This is a genomic window from Bacteriovorax sp. PP10 (assembly GCF_035013165.1).
Classification (GTDB): Bacteria; Bdellovibrionota; Bacteriovoracia; order Bacteriovoracales; family Bacteriovoracaceae; genus Bacteriovorax; species Bacteriovorax antarcticus.
Map to the genome: position 1 here is coordinate 1 of NZ_JAYGJQ010000004.1, position 18,381 is coordinate 18,381.

The 18,381-nt window shown below is 37.5% G+C and carries 20 protein-coding genes; 7 read left to right on the plus strand and 13 right to left on the minus strand.

The features are described 5' to 3' along the window. The first annotated feature begins 91 nt into the window (after positions 1-91). The 4 genes from SHI21_RS20385 (at position 92) to SHI21_RS20400 (ending at position 3,859) form a co-directional block, all read left to right on the plus strand. Entirely contained in the window at positions 92-1,216 is a 1,125-nt protein-coding gene (locus SHI21_RS20385) for an RHS repeat domain-containing protein (RefSeq protein WP_323579090.1), read from the plus strand. Further along, a complete protein-coding gene (locus SHI21_RS20390) occupies positions 1,213-1,689 on the plus strand; it encodes a hypothetical protein (protein ID WP_323579091.1) in 477 nt (158 codons plus the stop codon). The genes SHI21_RS20385 and SHI21_RS20390 overlap by 4 nt, the downstream gene beginning before the upstream one ends. Before the next feature lie 337 nt (positions 1,690-2,026). Continuing rightward, positions 2,027-2,944, plus strand: a complete 918-nt coding sequence (locus SHI21_RS20395; RefSeq protein ID WP_323579092.1) for a hypothetical protein — start codon at positions 2,027-2,029, stop codon at positions 2,942-2,944. Positions 2,945-3,439: 495 nt separating this feature from the next. Beyond that, positions 3,440-3,859, plus strand: a complete 420-nt coding sequence (locus tag SHI21_RS20400) for a hypothetical protein (RefSeq protein ID WP_323579093.1) — start codon at positions 3,440-3,442, stop codon at positions 3,857-3,859. Between the two features lie 8 nt (positions 3,860-3,867). On the opposite strand, the gene SHI21_RS20405 is transcribed toward SHI21_RS20400, so the two are convergent. Next, entirely contained in the window at positions 3,868-5,241 is a 1,374-nt protein-coding gene (locus SHI21_RS20405) for a discoidin domain-containing protein (protein ID WP_323579095.1), read from the minus strand. 154 nt (positions 5,242-5,395) lie between these two features. On the opposite strand from SHI21_RS20405, the gene SHI21_RS20410 reads away from it, so the two are divergent. Next, positions 5,396-6,541 (plus strand): ATP-binding protein, encoded by a 1,146-nt coding sequence (locus SHI21_RS20410; RefSeq protein ID WP_323579096.1) that lies wholly within the window; start codon positions 5,396-5,398, stop codon positions 6,539-6,541. A gap of 8 nt (positions 6,542-6,549) precedes the next feature. Here the strand turns inward: SHI21_RS20410 and SHI21_RS20415 are convergent, their stop codons facing one another. The 9 genes from SHI21_RS20415 to SHI21_RS20455 form a co-directional block, all read right to left on the minus strand. Beyond that, positions 6,550-7,539, minus strand: coding sequence for an NAD-dependent epimerase/dehydratase family protein (locus SHI21_RS20415; protein ID WP_323579097.1), 990 nt, complete (start codon positions 7,537-7,539; stop codon positions 6,550-6,552). Next, entirely contained in the window at positions 7,526-9,169 is a 1,644-nt protein-coding gene (locus SHI21_RS20420) for a fatty acid CoA ligase family protein (RefSeq protein WP_323579098.1), read from the minus strand. Before SHI21_RS20420 ends, SHI21_RS20415 begins: the two co-directional genes overlap by 14 nt. Positions 9,170-9,178: 9 nt before the next feature. Continuing rightward, positions 9,179-10,054: an alpha/beta fold hydrolase gene (locus SHI21_RS20425; protein ID WP_323579100.1), complete on the minus strand. Its 876-nt coding sequence runs from the start codon at positions 10,052-10,054 to the stop codon at positions 9,179-9,181. Then, entirely contained in the window at positions 10,054-11,085 is a 1,032-nt protein-coding gene (locus SHI21_RS20430; protein ID WP_323579101.1) for a 3-oxoacyl-ACP synthase III, read from the minus strand. Before SHI21_RS20430 ends, SHI21_RS20425 begins: the two co-directional genes overlap by 1 nt. Then, positions 11,082-12,500 carry a phytoene desaturase family protein gene (locus tag SHI21_RS20435; RefSeq protein ID WP_323579103.1) on the minus strand — a complete coding sequence of 473 codons (1,419 nt, stop codon included), beginning with the start codon at positions 12,498-12,500 and terminating at the stop codon, positions 11,082-11,084. Before SHI21_RS20435 ends, SHI21_RS20430 begins: the two co-directional genes overlap by 4 nt. A gap of 15 nt (positions 12,501-12,515) precedes the next feature. Continuing rightward, a complete protein-coding gene (locus SHI21_RS20440) occupies positions 12,516-12,767 on the minus strand; it encodes an acyl carrier protein (protein WP_323579104.1) in 252 nt (83 codons plus the stop codon). Positions 12,768-12,779: 12 nt separating this feature from the next. After that, positions 12,780-14,018: a beta-ketoacyl-[acyl-carrier-protein] synthase family protein gene (locus tag SHI21_RS20445; protein WP_323579105.1), complete on the minus strand. Its 1,239-nt coding sequence runs from the start codon at positions 14,016-14,018 to the stop codon at positions 12,780-12,782. Further along, positions 14,005-14,664: a GbsR/MarR family transcriptional regulator gene (locus SHI21_RS20450; RefSeq protein WP_323579107.1), complete on the minus strand. Its 660-nt coding sequence runs from the start codon at positions 14,662-14,664 to the stop codon at positions 14,005-14,007. Before SHI21_RS20450 ends, SHI21_RS20445 begins: the two co-directional genes overlap by 14 nt. Positions 14,665-14,869: 205 nt before the next feature. Further along, positions 14,870-15,070, minus strand: coding sequence for a hypothetical protein (locus SHI21_RS20455; RefSeq protein ID WP_323579109.1), 201 nt, complete (start codon positions 15,068-15,070; stop codon positions 14,870-14,872). 184 nt (positions 15,071-15,254) lie between these two features. Between SHI21_RS20455 and SHI21_RS20460 the strand changes: the two genes are divergently transcribed. After that, positions 15,255-15,647 carry a hypothetical protein gene (locus SHI21_RS20460; RefSeq protein WP_323579111.1) on the plus strand — a complete coding sequence of 131 codons (393 nt, stop codon included), beginning with the start codon at positions 15,255-15,257 and terminating at the stop codon, positions 15,645-15,647. Here the strand turns inward: SHI21_RS20460 and SHI21_RS20465 are convergent. Continuing rightward, positions 15,631-16,164: a DOMON domain-containing protein gene (locus tag SHI21_RS20465; protein WP_323579113.1), complete on the minus strand. Its 534-nt coding sequence runs from the start codon at positions 16,162-16,164 to the stop codon at positions 15,631-15,633. The two genes, SHI21_RS20460 and SHI21_RS20465, sit on opposite strands and share 17 nt — an antisense overlap. A gap of 18 nt (positions 16,165-16,182) precedes the next feature. Then, the gene (locus tag SHI21_RS20470; protein WP_323579114.1) at positions 16,183-16,953 is read right to left on the minus strand and encodes an exodeoxyribonuclease III; all 771 of its coding nucleotides are present in this window, start codon (positions 16,951-16,953) and stop codon (positions 16,183-16,185) included. Between the two features lie 200 nt (positions 16,954-17,153). Between SHI21_RS20470 and SHI21_RS20475 the strand changes: the two genes are divergently transcribed. Next, complete coding sequence (locus SHI21_RS20475) at positions 17,154-17,468, plus strand: helix-turn-helix domain-containing protein (RefSeq protein ID WP_323579116.1); 315 nt, start codon at positions 17,154-17,156, stop codon at positions 17,466-17,468. Between the two features lie 56 nt (positions 17,469-17,524). Here SHI21_RS20475 and SHI21_RS20480 read toward each other — a convergent pair whose 3' ends face one another. After that, entirely contained in the window at positions 17,525-18,301 is a 777-nt protein-coding gene (locus SHI21_RS20480) for a hypothetical protein (RefSeq protein ID WP_323579118.1), read from the minus strand. Positions 18,302-18,381 lie beyond the last annotated feature (80 nt).

Here is an 18,381-nt window from a genome sequence, read left to right on the forward strand (position 1 = left end):
AAAAAAGAATGAAAGAACGAGAAATAGTTATGTGCTTACTCGAAAAGCATGAGATGATAAAAAGAAAAAGATGCGGATTGGAATACGGTAGATGAAGAGGAAGTTTTTTTGTGAACACTACAACCTTGGGAATCGTTTGAAAAAGAATGGTCAGGCGGTGAACAATGTTTATGACAACAATAATAGAATTGTTGAAGATGATAAATATACTTACACTCATGATGATAGCGGGAACTTGGTTAAGAAAGTTAACAAGCAATCTGGGTACACTCATAAGTATGTTTGGGATTATGAGAATAAGCTTCAGTTTGTGACTGAGCATTTGACGGAGAATTCCGGGACACTTAAGACTCATACTTATATTTATGATGTTTTGGGAAGAAGGATTATGAAGGATTCTAATGGGGTGGTTAGGAAGTATGTTTATGATAATGAAGATATTTTATTAGAGTTTGATAATAATGATAGTCTTCAGGCGAAGTTCACTCATGGACCGGGGATTGATGAGCCAGTTGAGATGTTGAAAGGAAGTCAGAAGTATTTTTATCATACAGATGGGTTAGGTTCGATTACGGCACTGACAGATGGAAGTGGAAATACAGTTCAGAGTTATAGTTATAATGCTTTTGGAGAGACGAAAGTATTTAACGGTAGTGGAGCCGAGATTAATCCTAGTTCAATGATCCAATCGCCTTATGGCTATACAGGTAGAGAGTGGGATTTGGAAACATCTCAATATTATTATCGAGCAAGATTTTATGATCCAAGAATGGGGAGGTTTATCGCTGTTGATCCAATTGGATTTAATGGTGGCGATGCAAATGTATATAGATATGTTAAAAACAATTCGACTTTTTCAACAGACCCTTCTGGAAAGATACCAGCCGTTATTGTTGTTGGTATAGTGGGAGGCGTTGTTGGGGGAATTACTGGTTATCAAGGCTCTGATGCCAAGTGCTGGGTTGGAAAGTTTATTGATGCAGGACTTGGGGCAGCAACTGGATTTGCTGGTGGAGTTTTTGCTGCATTTGGGGCAGGTTTTGGGACAGTTCCTTTTGCATGGGGAGCTGTTGCAGCCGAAGGAACAACGTTTCTTGGTGGAATTGGATCTGCTATAGGCGGAATTGGGATCGGTGCAGGAATTAGTTCATTAGAGCAGTTTGCAATATTATCTGGTAGTAATTATTGTCCTAAAGTTTGTAAGGTTGCAAAATGAAAAAAATATTTTTCATATTTATCTTTTTCTTTTTTCTGGGAGCAGCATTAATTCTAGCTTATGCAGCAATGATTAGCGAGTTGTCTGTTCAGCGATTATATATGTCGTGTATGAGCATGGTGTTGATTGTGCCTGTTTATTATGCATTAAAAGAAATTGTTGCCAGTAAAGAGATTAAATATGAATTTTATAAAGATGTTTTTATTATTTATTTAAATAGTAATCGTTACAAAGAGATTAAGTTACATGAAGTAGATTCAATATATTTTGAAACACCTTATTCTCAAGTATTGATTTTTAAAATGTCTAATGGAGAAAAATATAAATATCAACCGTCCGGGCTGGGACCAAAAGTTATACACGAAATCGAAGCATGGTGGGGAGGGGAGATTATTGGGAAAGAAGATAATTTATCTTATCGACGAATGTTAATTTATTATAATTTTATTCGTAAGGTTTTAAGAAGTCAGTAGATAAGCTCTAAGCAGGATTCTCGTTGCCAGTATTGGTTTACTTGGTGTCACCGACACATAAAAAATTAAAACAACGCTATGACCGTTTTTTTAACAAAGACGGCATTTTTAACTTTCGCGTGTTCCTATCGTGACGTGCTTATCTCGTCGTTTCCAGAATTTGTTAATGATTCAAGATCATTTTTACATAGAACTACTTTGCCACTTAATAAGTTCACATGAAATCGATATTGGTGAAGTTCTAATAAGGTGCAGAGGTAAAGAAAAAATGAATCTTGAGATGTATACAAAGTAATGCCAGTTCAGTTTAATTAAATTATTTAAGGTATTAGTTAGTATGAAAGAAAATAAATCTTTGTGGGAAAAAATATCAGCATTTGCCCAGTTTTCAATGTATTGTTTTGTTTCAATTACTGGAGTTATAATTTCTTATCAAACAATAAAAGAAAGTCAGCTTAATAGGGAGCTTTCTCAGCATCAATCTTTGACTTCATTCATCCCATTAATGGCAAATACAGATCCTCGGATTTCTGCAGCTTCATGGGAAGTTTATTCACTGAATGAAACTAACGAAGTAAGAAAAAGTATTGTTAAGAAATTTATTATTGATTCAATACAAAGTAATATCAAGTCAGTCAAAATAAATAAGAAAAGAAATATTGACTCATTAGTTTTAGGTCAAGTTCAAGATTCTTTTGAGACTCTTTGGGGAGCATTAAGAAAATTAAAAGTTAACCAGAAAGTTGGAAATTCAATATACTTGTTACCTAAAGATTCTGAAGCATGGAAAGATTACTGGGAAAGAAGGCAAAGCATACATGTGTCTTCACCTGGAAATTGGAGAGAGATAAATAGAGTCTTGTTTAATATGAATGAAGGAGATCAGCTATTTCCAACTTTTCAAAGTGCAATAGATCAAAATGTTGGCTTCTCTTATAACTTGTTCAATCAAAATAAAAAAATAGAAAATATTATTGAAAGAAAAATAGATGGGGTTTCTTATTATAAAATAATTGGTCCTCAGTTAGAAAATAACCCAGAAGAGTTAAGCATTTTATGCAAAAAATTAACATATAATTCTTCTTTCATAGGTAAGGACTCAGTCATTCCTAAATTTAATGGAAAAATTGTATTAGGAACAATTGCTAAATATTTAATAGAATACTCTATCGAGTATGGGAAATATGAGAGATTAATGTTGGATGCTGAACAAATTGTTTATATTGACACATGTAGAGTTGTTGATTCAGTTTGAATAAAATCTATGTAGATTAAAAATATTATACATATTGATTTGGTAGTTATTTTTGAATAAATAATTTATTTAAATCATCCAAATGGCATTACAACGAAGCTTACTTATGATGTAGATAAAATCCAACACTTTCCTTGCCACATTATAACAAGGAAAGTGTGTTGGAACCGATTCTTAACATTTGGTAAAAAATGAATATTCTAGAAATAATAGAAACCTTTCATTTGTTTAGATTTTTATCTTTATTTGCAGTAGGCACTAAGGTTTTTTCGATATGGCCTTATCTGAAAAACTATAAAGGTAAAGTTAGAAGTAAGCGTTTGGCAACTTTTCTATATATTATACCCTCAAGTATTTTATTGTTATTATGTCTCATTACAAATCATTTCTTCTTTATGGTTTTATTGCTTGTTGAACAAGGTGTAACATCTAATTTGGCAGCAAGAATATTAAAAAATGGCATATTGGATCCGTAATGGGTTTTATAGGAAGAGAATGAAGGTATTTAGAGTTAGATTCATATTTTGGATGATTATACTTTTTTCACTTCAGGCAATGATAGTCGGAAGCAAGATTTATGAAGTTGGTTTTTCTAATTATTTAAAAGAAAATCCAATTTTAGAAGGATTAGATATCATAATTATATTTGTTGGATTGCTGGTGATTTTTTATAAAGTTGTAATTTCGAGCAACGCTGTTGGTGTCAGTATTGGCACAATCTTTGAGTGGAATAAAATAGCAAGAGTAACGAAGTTTAAAATTGGACCACTTGTTTTTCTAAAGTTTCATTCTAAGTTCGATGATATAAATACATGTGTGATTCCTTTGTTTGTCTATAGAAAAAAAGAGCTAATATCTTTAATTCAAGAATCATTAAAACTAAACTCAATTAAGAATGATACTGACTATATATAGAATTCTAATTAATAACCCCAGACTTGAAACTCACTCAATGAATAACCCCACTGCGTGAGTTTCTCTGAGCCTTTCATCCTGACATACCGACCTTTCCCAGAAAGGTCCAATTGAACTACACCACCATGCCCATCGGTTGTAGAGTAAATCGTCGTCCAGTTTTCTTCATCATCTGAAACTTGAATTTCATAAGATTTCGCAGCAGCATCCCAGTTGAGTGTGGCACCTTTAATAGTGCGGCTCTCACCAAGGTCTACGCTGATCCATTGAGTGCCAGCTTCCGGGCCTTCAATGCTGCCCCAGCGAGTACCAGGGTTACCATCGAAAGCATAGTCGGCGATGAGCCCTGACTCTTCCGTTGAAGAGGCCTTTGCTGGTTTGTCTTTTGATATAAGAGTAGAGACTATCGTTTTGGAAGTGGCCGTTGGGTCTGCATGATAATGAGCACCCAGTTTATTTTTTGCACCTGTATTCAAACCTAAAGAATCTAAGTTCCATCTTTTTCCAGTATTGATATCACCTAAGTAAAGTTGATAGCCTTTACCTTTGCTCGTGCTTGAAAATATCACCTGATCCGCACCCACTGGAGCTGCATCAGAGTTATTGGCCATACAATCATTTATAGAAAGTTCAACAGGTTTAGCAGAAGGCGTAGTTTTCTTTAAATAGAGTTGATCATTTCTAACATTGGCACTAATCCATTTAGTAAAGAAGACAGTGTCTTCATCTCGAACGATAGGATAATAGTTGCTGACCCCAGGCTCTACACTAAAAGGGCAAGTCACTCCAGTTCTCAAATCTTTTTGATAAATACCAGATTCACCATAAGCACCTTTGGTAAAATAGATGACGTTTCCATCGACTGATGGATAAGACATCGCATTTTCAACTTTGTTATCACCCTTATTGAGGTTGATAGTCTCTTTAGTTTTCAAATCCATTTTCATAATGTCGCCATTACTTTTATAGAGAATGCTTTTGCCATCGAAAGAGTATTTTGGATCTTCGTTTTTTGTTTCACCGGATGAATTTGTTAAGTTCGTAGGAGATTTATCTGAACCAAATTCCCAAGTGTAAACGTTCCAGGTATTTTTTTGTTTTCCCATGAAGACGATTGATTTACCGTCGGGAGAGATGTTGGCATTCATGGGATCAGTGATTCCCCAAGCTTTGTTACTTAGTTGAGTCAGTTTGCCTTCCGAGAAATCATAGAGAAAAAGTTGTGAGCTTCCATCGCTATAGTTTTCATATGAATGATAAACGAGTTTTCCTGAAAGAGCAGGAAGAGTAGCACCTGGCTGGTCTTGGGGATTATTCACACATGATGCGTGTGTTGAATTAAGCGATCCAAGAATTAATAATAAAAGGCCGAGCGTTTTCATGAACACTTATCGGTATAATTTATTTACTTCTTAATAAGAATCTATAATGTGTCATGATGTACATTACAACATTACTCTTAAAATTCAATGTCTTACGTGGAGTTTTTTGTTTTGATAGGTTGACCTATCAAAAACGATAGGATATGCTATCAAAATGAAGACACTTATAAATTTAGATTTTACAACCAAACTGAGCGAATCATTGGCGCTTAAAAATGGTCTTTTACAAGTAATTATTGGGCCACGACAAGTGGGAAAGACTACTACTGTTTTGAAATATCTCGAAGAGAATCATCCTGATAAGTTTCTTTTTTATAGTGCTGACGAAGTATTCAATGCCACTTCGAATTGGATATTAGAAATATGGTCAAAAGCGCGAAGTGAAAAAAAAATACTCGTGATTGATGAAATTCAAAAGTGCGAGAATTGGTCAGCAGTCATAAAAAAATTATGGGATGAAGATAAAAGAAATAAAAAAGAATTCCCTTGTATATTGCTCGGATCAAGCTCGTTAGAAATTCAAAAAGGTTTAACAGAAAGTTTAACTGGAAGATTTCAGCTTCATAAGGCCTATCACTGGAATCACGAAGAATCGGAAAAGGGCTACGGTTTATCATTTGAAGACTATTTAAAATTTGGAGGCTATCCAGGCTCTTACAATTTCAAAGATAAAGATGATTGGGCAAAATATGTTAAGCAATCAATCATCCTAACGGTCATTGAAAAGGATATTTTACAATATCATGCTGTAAAAAGTCCGGCACTCTTCAAGCAGGCCTTCGAAATAATTATGTCTTATCCTGCCCAAGAAATCAGTTACACAAAACTTTTAGGACAGCTTCAGGATAAGGGCAACACTGAGCTTATCAAATATTATTTAAGTCTCTACGAAGGAGCTTTTCTCGTTAAGGTATTAGAAAAATATTCAGCTAAAAAAATTATCACTAAATCATCAACGCCAAAAATATTACCTCTGGCACCTTGCCTCTATTATTTAGAAATATTAGATGAGTATAAAAAGGAAGAGTTAGGCCGAGTCTTTGAGCTAGTTGTTGGGGCACAGTTGGTTCGAACTGATGAATCTCTTTATTATTGGCGTGAGGGTAGTGATGAAGTTGATTTTGTTTTAAAAAAAGGAAGAAAACTTTACGGCATAGAAGTAAAAAGTGGACGTAAAAAGTCACAAAAAGGTCTAGAGAAATTTAAAGCTAAATTCCCTGAAGCAAAACTAATAATGATTACATTTGATAATTATAAAGAGTTTGAAAAAAATCCGATGCAATTCCTGGAAAATTGCTAATACTGTATTTATTTCTTAGCAAACAACCGATCTAATCCTTCTTCAATAGAAAACTTAGGTTTGTATCCTAAATCACGTTCAATATTACTATGATTATAGTAATGGGATTTCCCCAATTGCAAGGCCACAAACCTCGTCATTGGTGGGTGTACATCAAACTTCCCAATCAGCTTTAAAACCATCTCGATCATAAACCCGATAAAGTAAGCAAGCTTAAACGAAATCTTCTTCGTCACAGGTTTCTCTCCAGAGCGCTTTAAAAGCTCATTCGTGAAATCCCATAACTTGATCGGCCCCTGTCCTAAAAAATACGCCTTGCCGGCAATAGGAGAGTCTGGAGACAACTCTTCAAGTGCTAACACATGAACGTAGGAAGCATTCTCCACATAAGTCACATCAACCAGGTTTTCACCATCGCCAATGATTTTTAATTTTCCTTTTTTGGCCGCTTCGACAACTCGTGGAACCAGATTCAGATCTCCAGGACCAAAAATAAGATGCGGTCTAATCGCCACAGTCGAGAGTGATCCGCCATTGGCCAGCATCACCATTTTCTCAGCAATCGCTTTGGTCTCAGCGTACATACTTAAATATCTATCTGGATAATCAATCGACTCATTAGCATTGCAAAGACTTTCTTCGCCAAACGCCACACTCGGTGTGCTGGTATAAACCATTTTTTTGATATGCCATTTGTGACAGGCCTTAATAATATTTTCAGTCCCAGTCACATTGGTTTTATAAAAGTCTTCGTAGCGTCCCCACATGCCCACTTGAGAAGCAGTATGAATAACAGCGTCCATTCCCTCTAGAGCAGCTTCAACATCATCGTACTTCGATAAATCACCCTGACGTTGAACCACACCCATTTTTTCTAAAGCAGGATAAGTGCTTCTTGAAAAACTATAAACCTCATAACCTTTTGCCAGAAGATCGCGGGCAATATACCCACCTAAAAATCCACCTGCACCTGTGACGAGAACTTTAGTTGATTTCATGGCCTTCAATCTCTTCTTTTAGTTTGGTGCGGTCAATTTTGATATTGTGACGGACATCGACGGGGAAATGTTTACTTAAATAGACCTTATGAATATTGGCCGTGTGAGGAAACTTCTTACTAAGTGATAAAAGCTCACTCTCAAAAATTGAACGCTCTTTCCCGGATAAAAACTGGCCATCTTTTCTTTCAACAACAATCGCCGGAGTTTGTTTTCCTAAAACTCCAAGACCAACAAGTGCCGATCTTTTGACTGCAGGATGTTTATTAAAAATCGCTTCACATGAAATAGGAGTCATCATCCCTTCGCGTGTTTCCACTCTATGGGCCTTGCGACCTAAAAACCAAAGATTTTGATTCTCATCAAAAAATCCCATGTCGCCCATACGATGCCAAACTTCCTGGCCTTCATAGATTTTTGCTTCACGAGTTTTTTCTGGCAGATGAAGATACTCTTTTGTGACCGTAGGTCCTTTAACAATAATTTCTCCAATCTCATTGATTGGTAAAACTTTAGCGTCTGACATCTGATCAATCACTGAATCAGTGATCTTAATAATTTTAACAACAGTTCCCGGAACAACTTTACCAATACATGTCCCTTTTCCATTTTCAGAAAGAAGAACCGTGTTCTTTAAAATAAAGTCTCCGCTGATATTGCTGACCGGAAGAGCTTCAGTTGCACCATAAGGTGTATAAGTCGTTCCGTTCGGAAGAATCGCTTTAAACTTTTTGTGAATAAGTGTTGAAACCGGAGCTCCAAACATCACCAGGTATTTGACACTCGGAAGTGTTAATCCATTTTGTGAACAATAATCAGCGACACGCTCCCAAATAGCAGGAGAGCCGGCCATGAAAGTCGGTTTGTTGTCGACAATGTTTTGATAAAGTTTTTTCGGATCACACTGGCCCGGTTTACTTGGGTCCATATCAGGAATACAACTCGTCATTCCCATGGCAATCGTAAAAAGAGAAAATAGCGGAAAGCCGGGAAGATCAATATCATCCGGAGTTAAGCTATAAAGCTCTTTTAAAATATTTGTTTGTTGATCAAAAATATTGTGAGAGTAGACCACTCCTTTAGGAGCGCCCGTTCCACCAGAGGTAAATAAAATCGCTGCCTGATCGTCAGGAGAAAAATGCACACTCTTAAAGAGCTGTGTTCTTTCTGCTTTCATCTTAGAAATCGAAATCATCTTACCCCAAGTGCGCTTGCCATTCGTTACATTAAAACGAACTGACTTAAACGTGCTTCTAAAAAGCATGCGGATAAAATGAACTTCCTTTTCAGCAATTAAACCAACCGGAGCACATTCTTTAATACATTTTAATAAATTCTCTCTACCCATTCCCGGATCGATAAAAACCGGAACAACTCCCAGTTTAAAGAGTGCAAACGTCATGGCAGAAAAATCAAGACTAGGGCGAAGAAATAGGAGAGTCTTGTCACCCTTTTGCAATCCAAGCTTCTGAAGGCCCGTCGCAAATTTATTCGAGCGCACATCAAGCTCTCTGAAAGTTAAACTCTCATATTCATAAACTTTTGTTTTTTTATTGAAATGAGGAACCTTCACCGCAACTTTATCGGGGAAGAGTTTAGCATTTTCAGTTAAGCGGTGAGCGATGTTCATATTGACTCACTACTCTTTTAAAAAGATTTCAATCTCATTAATAACTTCAGCAGTTTTGTCCTCAACCAGATAATGTCCAGCATCCGGCCATGTTCTCACTTTTGCTTTTGGAAAAAATTCCATCCAACGCTTTTGAAAGTTCGTTGTAAAACAAAAGTCTTTTTCACCCCAAAGAATTAAAACCGGAACTTTAAGAGTTTTTAATTTCTCTTCAATTCCCGCTAATGTTTTATAAGTAGGGTGCTTATCATTCATTGGAATATCGCGGACAAATTTCGCTGTCGCAATTCTCGATTGATAATCACTATAAGGTAAAACAAATCCTTTTTTAACTTCAGGAGGAAGCGGCTTCATCACTGCCATCGTAGTAGCAGGAAGAGCAAAACCATTAAATGATCTAATGAACCATTCTCCCACTGGATTTCTAAGGATGTTAATTCTCCAAGGGATTTCCATTGATCTGAAAGCTGCCGTGTTCATCACAACAATCTTCTTAATTAAATCAGGTCTACGAGTCGCAACTCCCATCCCGATAGCTCCACCCCAATCGTGAACGATTAAAGTGATGTCTTTTAAATTTAATTTTTCAATTAAAGAAAGAGTGTTCGTTATGTGATGCTCAAGTGTGTAGTCATACTCCTGAGGTTTGCTCGAAAGCCCACACCCAATATGATCAGGGATCACGACTCTATAATTGTGTTGTGAAAAATACTTAGCAAGGTTACGGTAGAAAAACGACCATGTCGGATTCCCGTGAAGCATAACTAATGGTTCACCCTGGCCTTCATCAACGTAGTGTAGACTTTCTTTTTCAACCATATGAAAGTGAGGATTAAAAGGGTATTCGCCTTTAAGGTCATTGGGAACTTGCAATTGCGTAGTCATTACCACTTTACTCCTAACATAATCGAACTAAGTCCTGAACCAATTCCTAGAAGTGCGATATTTTCGCCCTTATTAATTAGTCCTTGTTCATCGGCCATCATCAACGTGATCGGAAGAGCACTTGATCCTGTGTTGCCTAAAAACGGGTAAGTCCTGAATGTTTTAATTTTATTTAATTCTAATGATTCTAAAGATAATTTTTCATGGGCCGTTCCCACCTGGTGAGTTAAAACGAAATCAACGTTTTTGTTTTCCCATCCAAGATTCGAACGGGCCTTCTGCCAAGTCGACTGACCTAACGCCACTCCATACTTCAACAACTCTTCTGAGTCTGTTTCCATAACCAGTGAGTGAGTGTTTCCATCTCCACGACATAAATGATTTGCACTTGAATCCGTCTCTACAGCGCCACCTAAAACAGAAGGTGAGTCAGGAGATAAATCTTTATGCGTAATCATGATCGCTGTTGCCGCCGATCCAATCGTAAGATTCGCGATATATTTTTTAATATTTTTTCTATCAATTTTGGGATTGTTTAAAAGTTCATCAACAGTATTTTCCAGTAGAGGACCACCATTTTCACCCGAAACAATAAGTGCTGTCTTAATTTGCCCAGACTCAATCATATTTCCTGCAACCACGATAGCATTAATTACACCAAGGCATGCATTGGATAAATCAAAAATCATCGCACTTCTTGAAAGACCAAGATTGGCGTGAACAACAGAAGCAGTAGCTGGCTCTAAAAAATCTCTACAAACAGAAGCGTGAATTAATAAATCCACGTCACTTGCTTTAATTTTAGATTTAGCTAAACACTTTTTTGCAGCAGCAGTAGAGAGGTCACTTGGTTTTGTCCCAGGCTCCCACATTCTACGTTCTGATATTCCTGTCATTAACTCTAATCTTCCTTCCGGAAGTTTTAGTTTTGTATAAAGAGATTCAAGTCGTGTTTCAATGTCAGAAGACGAAACTTTCTTATCAGAAAGGTCGTACCCGAAACTCTCAATCACAACATTTTTAAATTTCATTTTAAGTCACCTTGAAGCACATGAAGGTTGGCCATTGAAATCCCTGAGAGCATCGAGCCCACAATTCCCAAAAAGCCCTGATCAGTCCCGCAAATATAAAGACCATCAATAGGAGTTTTCCCATTTCTGCTTTTATCTGTAGACCCATAAACTGTTCCATCAAAGTGCTGAGTGTAGCGCTTGATAGTGGTCGGCGTGAAAATATCTTTAAACATCATCTGGTAGTCCGAAGACAATCCACACTTCTTTAAAATCTCAATGGCGTTGGCACAAACCACTTCTTTTTGTTCACGGTACTGAGCTTTATCTTCTGAAGACTTCAGGTCATTCCATAAATCAAAGTTTGCGATGTTTGTGACACGAAGAACTCCTTCAGAATAATCATCCTGGAAGTTTTCGTATTTAAAGTTATTCGGGAAACATACAACGGCACTTTCGCGATCAAAGAGTGTCGTCGGTTTTTGATAGAGATATTCAGGACGATTGTTATAAAAAATAATCGTCGCATCTAGACCTAATTCCTTAGGTTTTTTATCCGTAATTAAAATGCTTTCACAAAATGAAAGTTTTCCTGTGGCCGGGTGATCTAAGTTTTCAAACTCACTAACCACGCCATAAGTCTCAGGCAGACCCATTGAAGAGAGAATCTGATCACACTCAATAATTTGATTGTGATTAAGTTCAACTCCAACAACTTTATTATTTTTCGTAATAATACGAGTGACTTCTGATTTGTAACGAATCTCTCCGCCCGCATCAGCTAACTTCTTAATGAGAATATCTAAAATAGTGCGAACACCACCTTCAGGACGAGAAAACCCTTCCAGAAAGATACTCTTAAACATAATCACAAACTGAGAAAAATCCATGTCATTTTCCCAGGCACTTCCATAAATTAGAAGCGGGCAAAAGATCATCTCTACAAGAGAGTCATCTTTAATGAAGTTCTTCACCACAGTTTTTGCCATCACTGTTTCATTATTCAAATTCACTTCATCGAAGTTTCTGATGTGAGATAAGAGTGCAATAAACCCATCAATCTGTGATGGAAATTTATCAGCGACCTCAGCAGTCAGAACTTCAATGTCGTTAGTGAATTTTAATTTTTGATCAGGAAACTGAATCAGTGAATAATTCTGTGGAGACAGTTTGAATTCCTCGTAAGGAATACGCAGCTGCTTCATCAGTTTATTAAAAGGCTTCCCACGATCAGATGGGTTTACGAAATTCGTTAGAGCATGTAGCCCAACATCGAACTTACGTTTCCCACGAGAGTAATAAGAGTTAAGGCCACCGCTGATTGTGTGCTTTTCAACGATAAGAATTTTCTTATCGTACATAGACAAACGAATGCCGGAAGCTAGTCCCGACATTCCCGCACCAATAATCACACAATCAACTTTTTCGTGACTCATATTTTCTCTTACTAATTACTGATTAAATTTCGGTCCAAGGTATTCCACGCAAGATGCCATGCTCGCCAGGCGAGGGTAGTCTTCTTGAGGAACTTCAATTTTATGGCGCTTTTTTAGTTCCATTACGATGTCTAAAAAATCCATTGAATCAAGATCAAGTTGTTCTCTTAGAGCAACGTCATCTTTAATTGTCGTTACATCGTCATCCAGAGCGATGTCTGCGATAATGTCTAAAACTTTTGAGCGAACTTCTGCATTTGTTACCATTTGTCTTCTCCCTTATGAGTACTTTCTAACAATTAAAGTTGAGTTAATCCCTAACATCCCAAATGAGTTGTTAAGAATAGTTTTTACATTATGAGCAACCTTTTCACCGTTCACGAGATTAGGAATCGCGCATTGTGGGTCAAGGTTGTCGATTTTTTTACATGGGTGAACGTAGCCATCAGTAAATGATGGAATGTTCCCAGCAAGCTCAAGTGCTCCGGCCGCACCCATCGCATGTCCGATGAATCCTTTCGTTGCATTGATATAAGTTGTTTTTGATTCACCAAATAATCCTGCAATCGCCTGGCACTCTTGGATATCTCCCTGAGTTGTTCCAGTCGCGTGCATATTCACGATGTCGATATCAAATGGCTCAAGACCAGCTTTTTTAATCGCCATCTTCATACATTCAATTTGTCGCTCAGTGTTTGGAAGAACGAAGTCACTGGCATCACTGTTTGTGTGGTAACCAATAATCTCAGCGTAGATTTTCGCATTTCTTTTTTTAGCATCACTTAGTCTTTCAAGAACGTAAATCGCTCCACCTTCAGAAACGACAATTCCATTTCTCTCAAGATCCATCGGACGAGTGGCCAGAGCTGGATCTTCATGATGCCCAAGAGCTCCCTGCGCTTTAAAAGCTGCAAAAATTCCAAAAGTCTCAGTTGATTCTGAAACTCCACCAGCAAGTGAAACATCAACTTCATCTAAAAGAAGTTGTTGAACACCTTGAATAATTCCCAAGTTTCCAGCGGCACAAGCTGCACCGATAGTATAATGTGGTCCTGTAATTCCAAGATTAAGTGTAACTTCTCCAGCTGGATTGTTCGCAACTGTTCTTGGATTATGGTGATGCGACCAAAAGCTCACATCTTTATTGTGTGTAGTATAAAGATCATGGATTTCGTTTTCTGTTTCCACGTTCCCGTGCTCAGTAATCCCTACATAAACACCAACACGGTTTTTATCCAGAGCTTCGAAATCAAGACCAGAATCAATCACAGCTTCTTTCGTACAAAAAACCGAAATGGCCCCTGCACGTGTTCCGCGTTTTCTCATCTTCTTAGACTGATGTTTTGTTTCATCAAATTTACAAAGACCTGCTGCCACTTTTCCCATATGACGAATTTCTGTATGAACGATTCCGCTCTTACCAGATAAAAGTCCATCTCTCAGTTCTGCAAGATTATTTCCAAGAGGGGATGTAAGCCCAATTCCAGTAATGACGATTCTTTGGCTATCGTTTTTCATAAATACCCTTTAAGTTATTTTTAAATTTTTCAGTTAAGTTATCTTTAATAGCGATTGTTAAATCAGCTAGAGGAGCTGTTGATGAACTAAGAAGATCAAGGGCCTTTGGTAAACGCTTAACCATCGCTTCGAATTGTGATTCATATTCAGAGCGCGACTTATTATGAGCAAGTGTAATCACAAAATTCATCACTGATTCTGCAATCTCACAAGTCGTTACAATCGACTGCATTCTTTTTTTACGGGAAGCATGCTCTGATCCTTCAGAGCGCTCTAAAACTCTTAATGCCATTCTCTTAAAATCAGTAATGACTTCTTCTTCACGCTTTCTAAAAACCGAGGCCACGATGGCAATCGAGTCTTCTTTAGCAGAATGTAGTTTTGCTTTGGCACCAGGAGTATCTCTATCACCAGTTGTTTCAATCGCACCAAAATGCGCGAGAGTTTTTAGTGATAAGGACACAGCACTTTGTGAAAGATTTAATGTCTGTTCGATTTCTTCTGATGTAAGAGGTTTTTTTGCGAGTACTAGTAAACCAAAAACACTTCCATCAATTCTCTTAAAACCAATACGATCAAAGAAAACTTCAAAACTTGGAAGTTCTTTTAAAAGTTCGGGTTCTACAATCGCATGATTTGGTTGCATAACAATTACCCTTTAGGCGCAGAGACTATTGATATTTTTAAGTTATTATAAAAATAGAATATATGAAATATTTGCGATTATTAGAGTTTTTGTCCAGAAATATTTTGGTAAAAGAAATGTAATCGGGAATAAAGATACGCGTTAAAACAAAAAAGCACTCACTAGGAGTGCTTTTTCTAATTGAGTCTAGATGTAAGTTTTAAAATTATCCGTCGTATTCTTCAACGTCAGACACATCAGACGAATCAGATTCGTCAATGATAACTGGTGGAGTTGAGTTTGGACTTGAAGGAACGAAGGTCTCGTTGTCAGGAACAGTTATGTCGTCATCTTGAGCATGCGCGTAAGATGAAAATGTTAAAACTTTTAAAAGAACCAATGATAATAAGAAACATTTAGTTTTCATTGAAAAGAGCCTCCATTAAGCCTATGCCCCAGTATAGCATTACCGAGTTACGGGTGGTACAAGAAAAAGTGCAATAAATTTAGGGCAACACCCTACAAATATGTTGATTTTCTTTGAAACATTCTGAAAGATTTAGACTAAGATAGTTAATTATATTACCAAACGAAAAAGATAAGGATGCCCGATGGCCGGATTTAAAGACGATATTGACGATATAGATGAAGAAATTGATCTCGACGCTGATGGTGGAGATGATGAGTTTGACCTAGACGATGATGAAGAAGGCGGCGGCAAGAAAAAAGGCAAGTCAGAAGGTGGCGGCTTTAATCGTGACAACTACTATGTCTATAAAGATAAGCTAGTTCAACTTTCAGGAACGATCAGACCTAAAGAGCGTTCGAAAGAAGGGAAAGTGATTACACTTGATTTCAAAACTGATGAGAAAATTTACTCAGTAGTTATGGATGATATGGGGAAGAAATTAACTGCATCTTGCTTCCAGGAATTACTGGTAACAGGACTTGTAAGTAAAATTTCTGAGAAGGAATACACGATCTCGATTAAAACTTATATTTAAACGAATCAAAATGATGGAAGTTGGGCTTTATATCTTCGTGAGATAAGGCCCAATAACTGATCTTTCCGTTTTTCTCTTTTATTACACTGGTAATTCCAGCTTGCAATGGCCCTTGGAAAAACCCATCCGGGAATTTCTTCTTATCTATCTCAACGATCAAATGAAAAACATCCAGACTTAATAAAATATCAAACTTCACTGAATCCATTCTTGCGTACTCAGCAAGCGCGTCTCCCTTCTTGGTAAAATAAAAACAATTCCACTCAAATTCTGGCGAAAAATTAAACTCTATATAGCTATCTTCTTTGGTCTTTATAAAAAGCTCAAAACAAGACTTCTCCCACAGTTTCATCACACGGGCATGATTAGGATGTCCTTCTCCTAAATCAATCGTAGCGAGCTCCCCACACACCTTATAACTGATAAAGATCGAACTCTCTGTCGTATTGAGTTCCGTCTCAATCGTAATGTGAGGAGGTGAGGATAAGTCGTAGGGTATAAGTGTAAATTTCGCCATAAATTAATGTTTACCTAATTAGAAGACTATTTCAACCGGACAGTGGTCACTTCCCAGCACTTGTTGAAGGTGTTTCACCGACTTCATGCGCTTCTTAATATTCTCATCTATAAAGAAGTAGTCCAGACGCCACCCAATATTTTTTTCGCGGCATCCACCTCTATAAGTCCACCACGTATATTCATCTTTTTTATCCGGAAACTGAACTCTGAAAGCATCATAAAAGCCGGCATCAACCATCTCAGTTAAAAACGCCCTCTCGTGAGGAAGAAATCCCGTGCTGTTGATATTCGTTTTCGGACGAGCAATATCGATCTCATGATGAGCAGTATTTAAATCACCCGTAATCAAGACGCCCTTTTTCTTCGAAAGCTCTTTTGCTAATTTAAACACTTCGCGAGAAAAACGCAGTTTATAATCCACGCGTGAGTGATCATCTTTTCCATTGGGAAAATACCCTGAGAGCAAATGAAAATCTTCATACTCAGCAGCGATGAATCTTCCTTCAACATCAAACTCTTCAATGCCGATTCCAACAGTAATTTTCAGTGGAGCAGGTGATCCTTTTTTAATCATAAGGGCCGTTCCAGAGTATCCAGGGCGAACAGCAGGATTCAAATGCACTTCATAATGAGGCGCCCATTGCTCTAATAAGTGGGCAACATTTTCCTTAGAGGCCTTTATTTCCTGCAAGGCGATTATGTCTGGCGAATGTATAGTGAACCATTCTGCAAAGCCTTTTTGAGCTACGGCCCGAAGGCCGTTGATATTCCATGTAACAATATGCACAAATAACCTCGATGAATAATTTTTACATTTCTTATAAAAATTTTGTTTAAGTTTTTCTTAAAGTTTGTTAAGGTAGTCTAAAGCTTGAAACCTTAACGGTTTAAAAATAAATTAATTCGTACGGGAATATAAACAAAAATAACAACTAAGTAAGTACCACATACAACGTGTGCGTGACGACCTTCTGGAGGACAAATTATATGAGATCATTTAAAAATATCGCTGCTCTAATCAGAACTAAACGAATTAACCACCCAAAAAGTTATTCGCAATCAGATCTGTCATTACTGTTAGGATACAAAAATGGCCAGTTCATTTCTAACGTAGAGCGCGGACTATGCAACGTTCCATTAAAAATGATGAAGAAGATTTCTGAAGTTCTAGACATCTCTGCTGAAGAAATTAAAACTTCGATCTTAAAAGATCATGAAGAAACTTTAACGAACTACTTCAACAAGTCAGCGACGAGCAAAAAAGCTCCAACTCGCGAACTAGAAAACGTAGACGTTCTTTAATTCTCTTTGAAAAACACTTCAGGCCAACACTAATAATGTTGGCCTGAAGACCGCTCTTAAAAGCCTTTATATTTCAAATAATCTTCTGCCGATCCCACACTTTCTTCTTCATCGCCCGAATAATCCGCTGCAATTTGTGAGCGAAGTAAATGAGGCTCTGCCGGTGGTAAATCATCAGGAACAACGTCACCTTCAACTGGAATCGCGTGATTCGTCGTATAGATGCGATCGTACTGGTAACCGTTATTTCTCTTTTCAAATAATGTCATAACATCTGGTGCTAGCTTAGATTCAAATTCACGAATGTCATTTAACGTATTATAAAAATTTCTTTCTAATTTATTTTTTTGCGCAGGATCTGCTCTGTAAAACAGGTCGTGGTATTTTCTGCGGGCAATAATATGTTGATCCAGTAGGTTTAAATATTTTTCGTAGATACGTTCAATATTTAATGGCCCGCCACTTCCTTGCGGTTGTGGTGGACGAGCTTCGCCCTGAGGACGTGGCTTATTCTGCTGAGGGTGTCTGCGCTTTTGCCCTTGGCCTTGCTGCTGATTCGGGTTTTGCCCTTGCGGACGAGGCTGATTAGGGTTGTGCGGACGATTTTGATTAGGATTCTGTGGACGCGGTTGACCCTGAGGTCTCGGTTGTCCCTGCCCTTGAGCTTGTGCCGGCGCATTTGGATCACGCGGCTGTCCTGGTTCTCTTGGAGGAGCATTCGGATCACGCGGACGGTTATTATTTCTACGTCTGTTGCGATTTCGGTTAGGGTTATTGGGGTTACTATTGGCAGGTGGCGTTCCACCAGCATTATTATTTGATTGTTCTGTCATAAAATTCCTTTCATTATTTCTTCTTTCATTATTGTGAAAAACTTATTTAAGTCAATTCGCAGCATGCCCAAATGTTTATT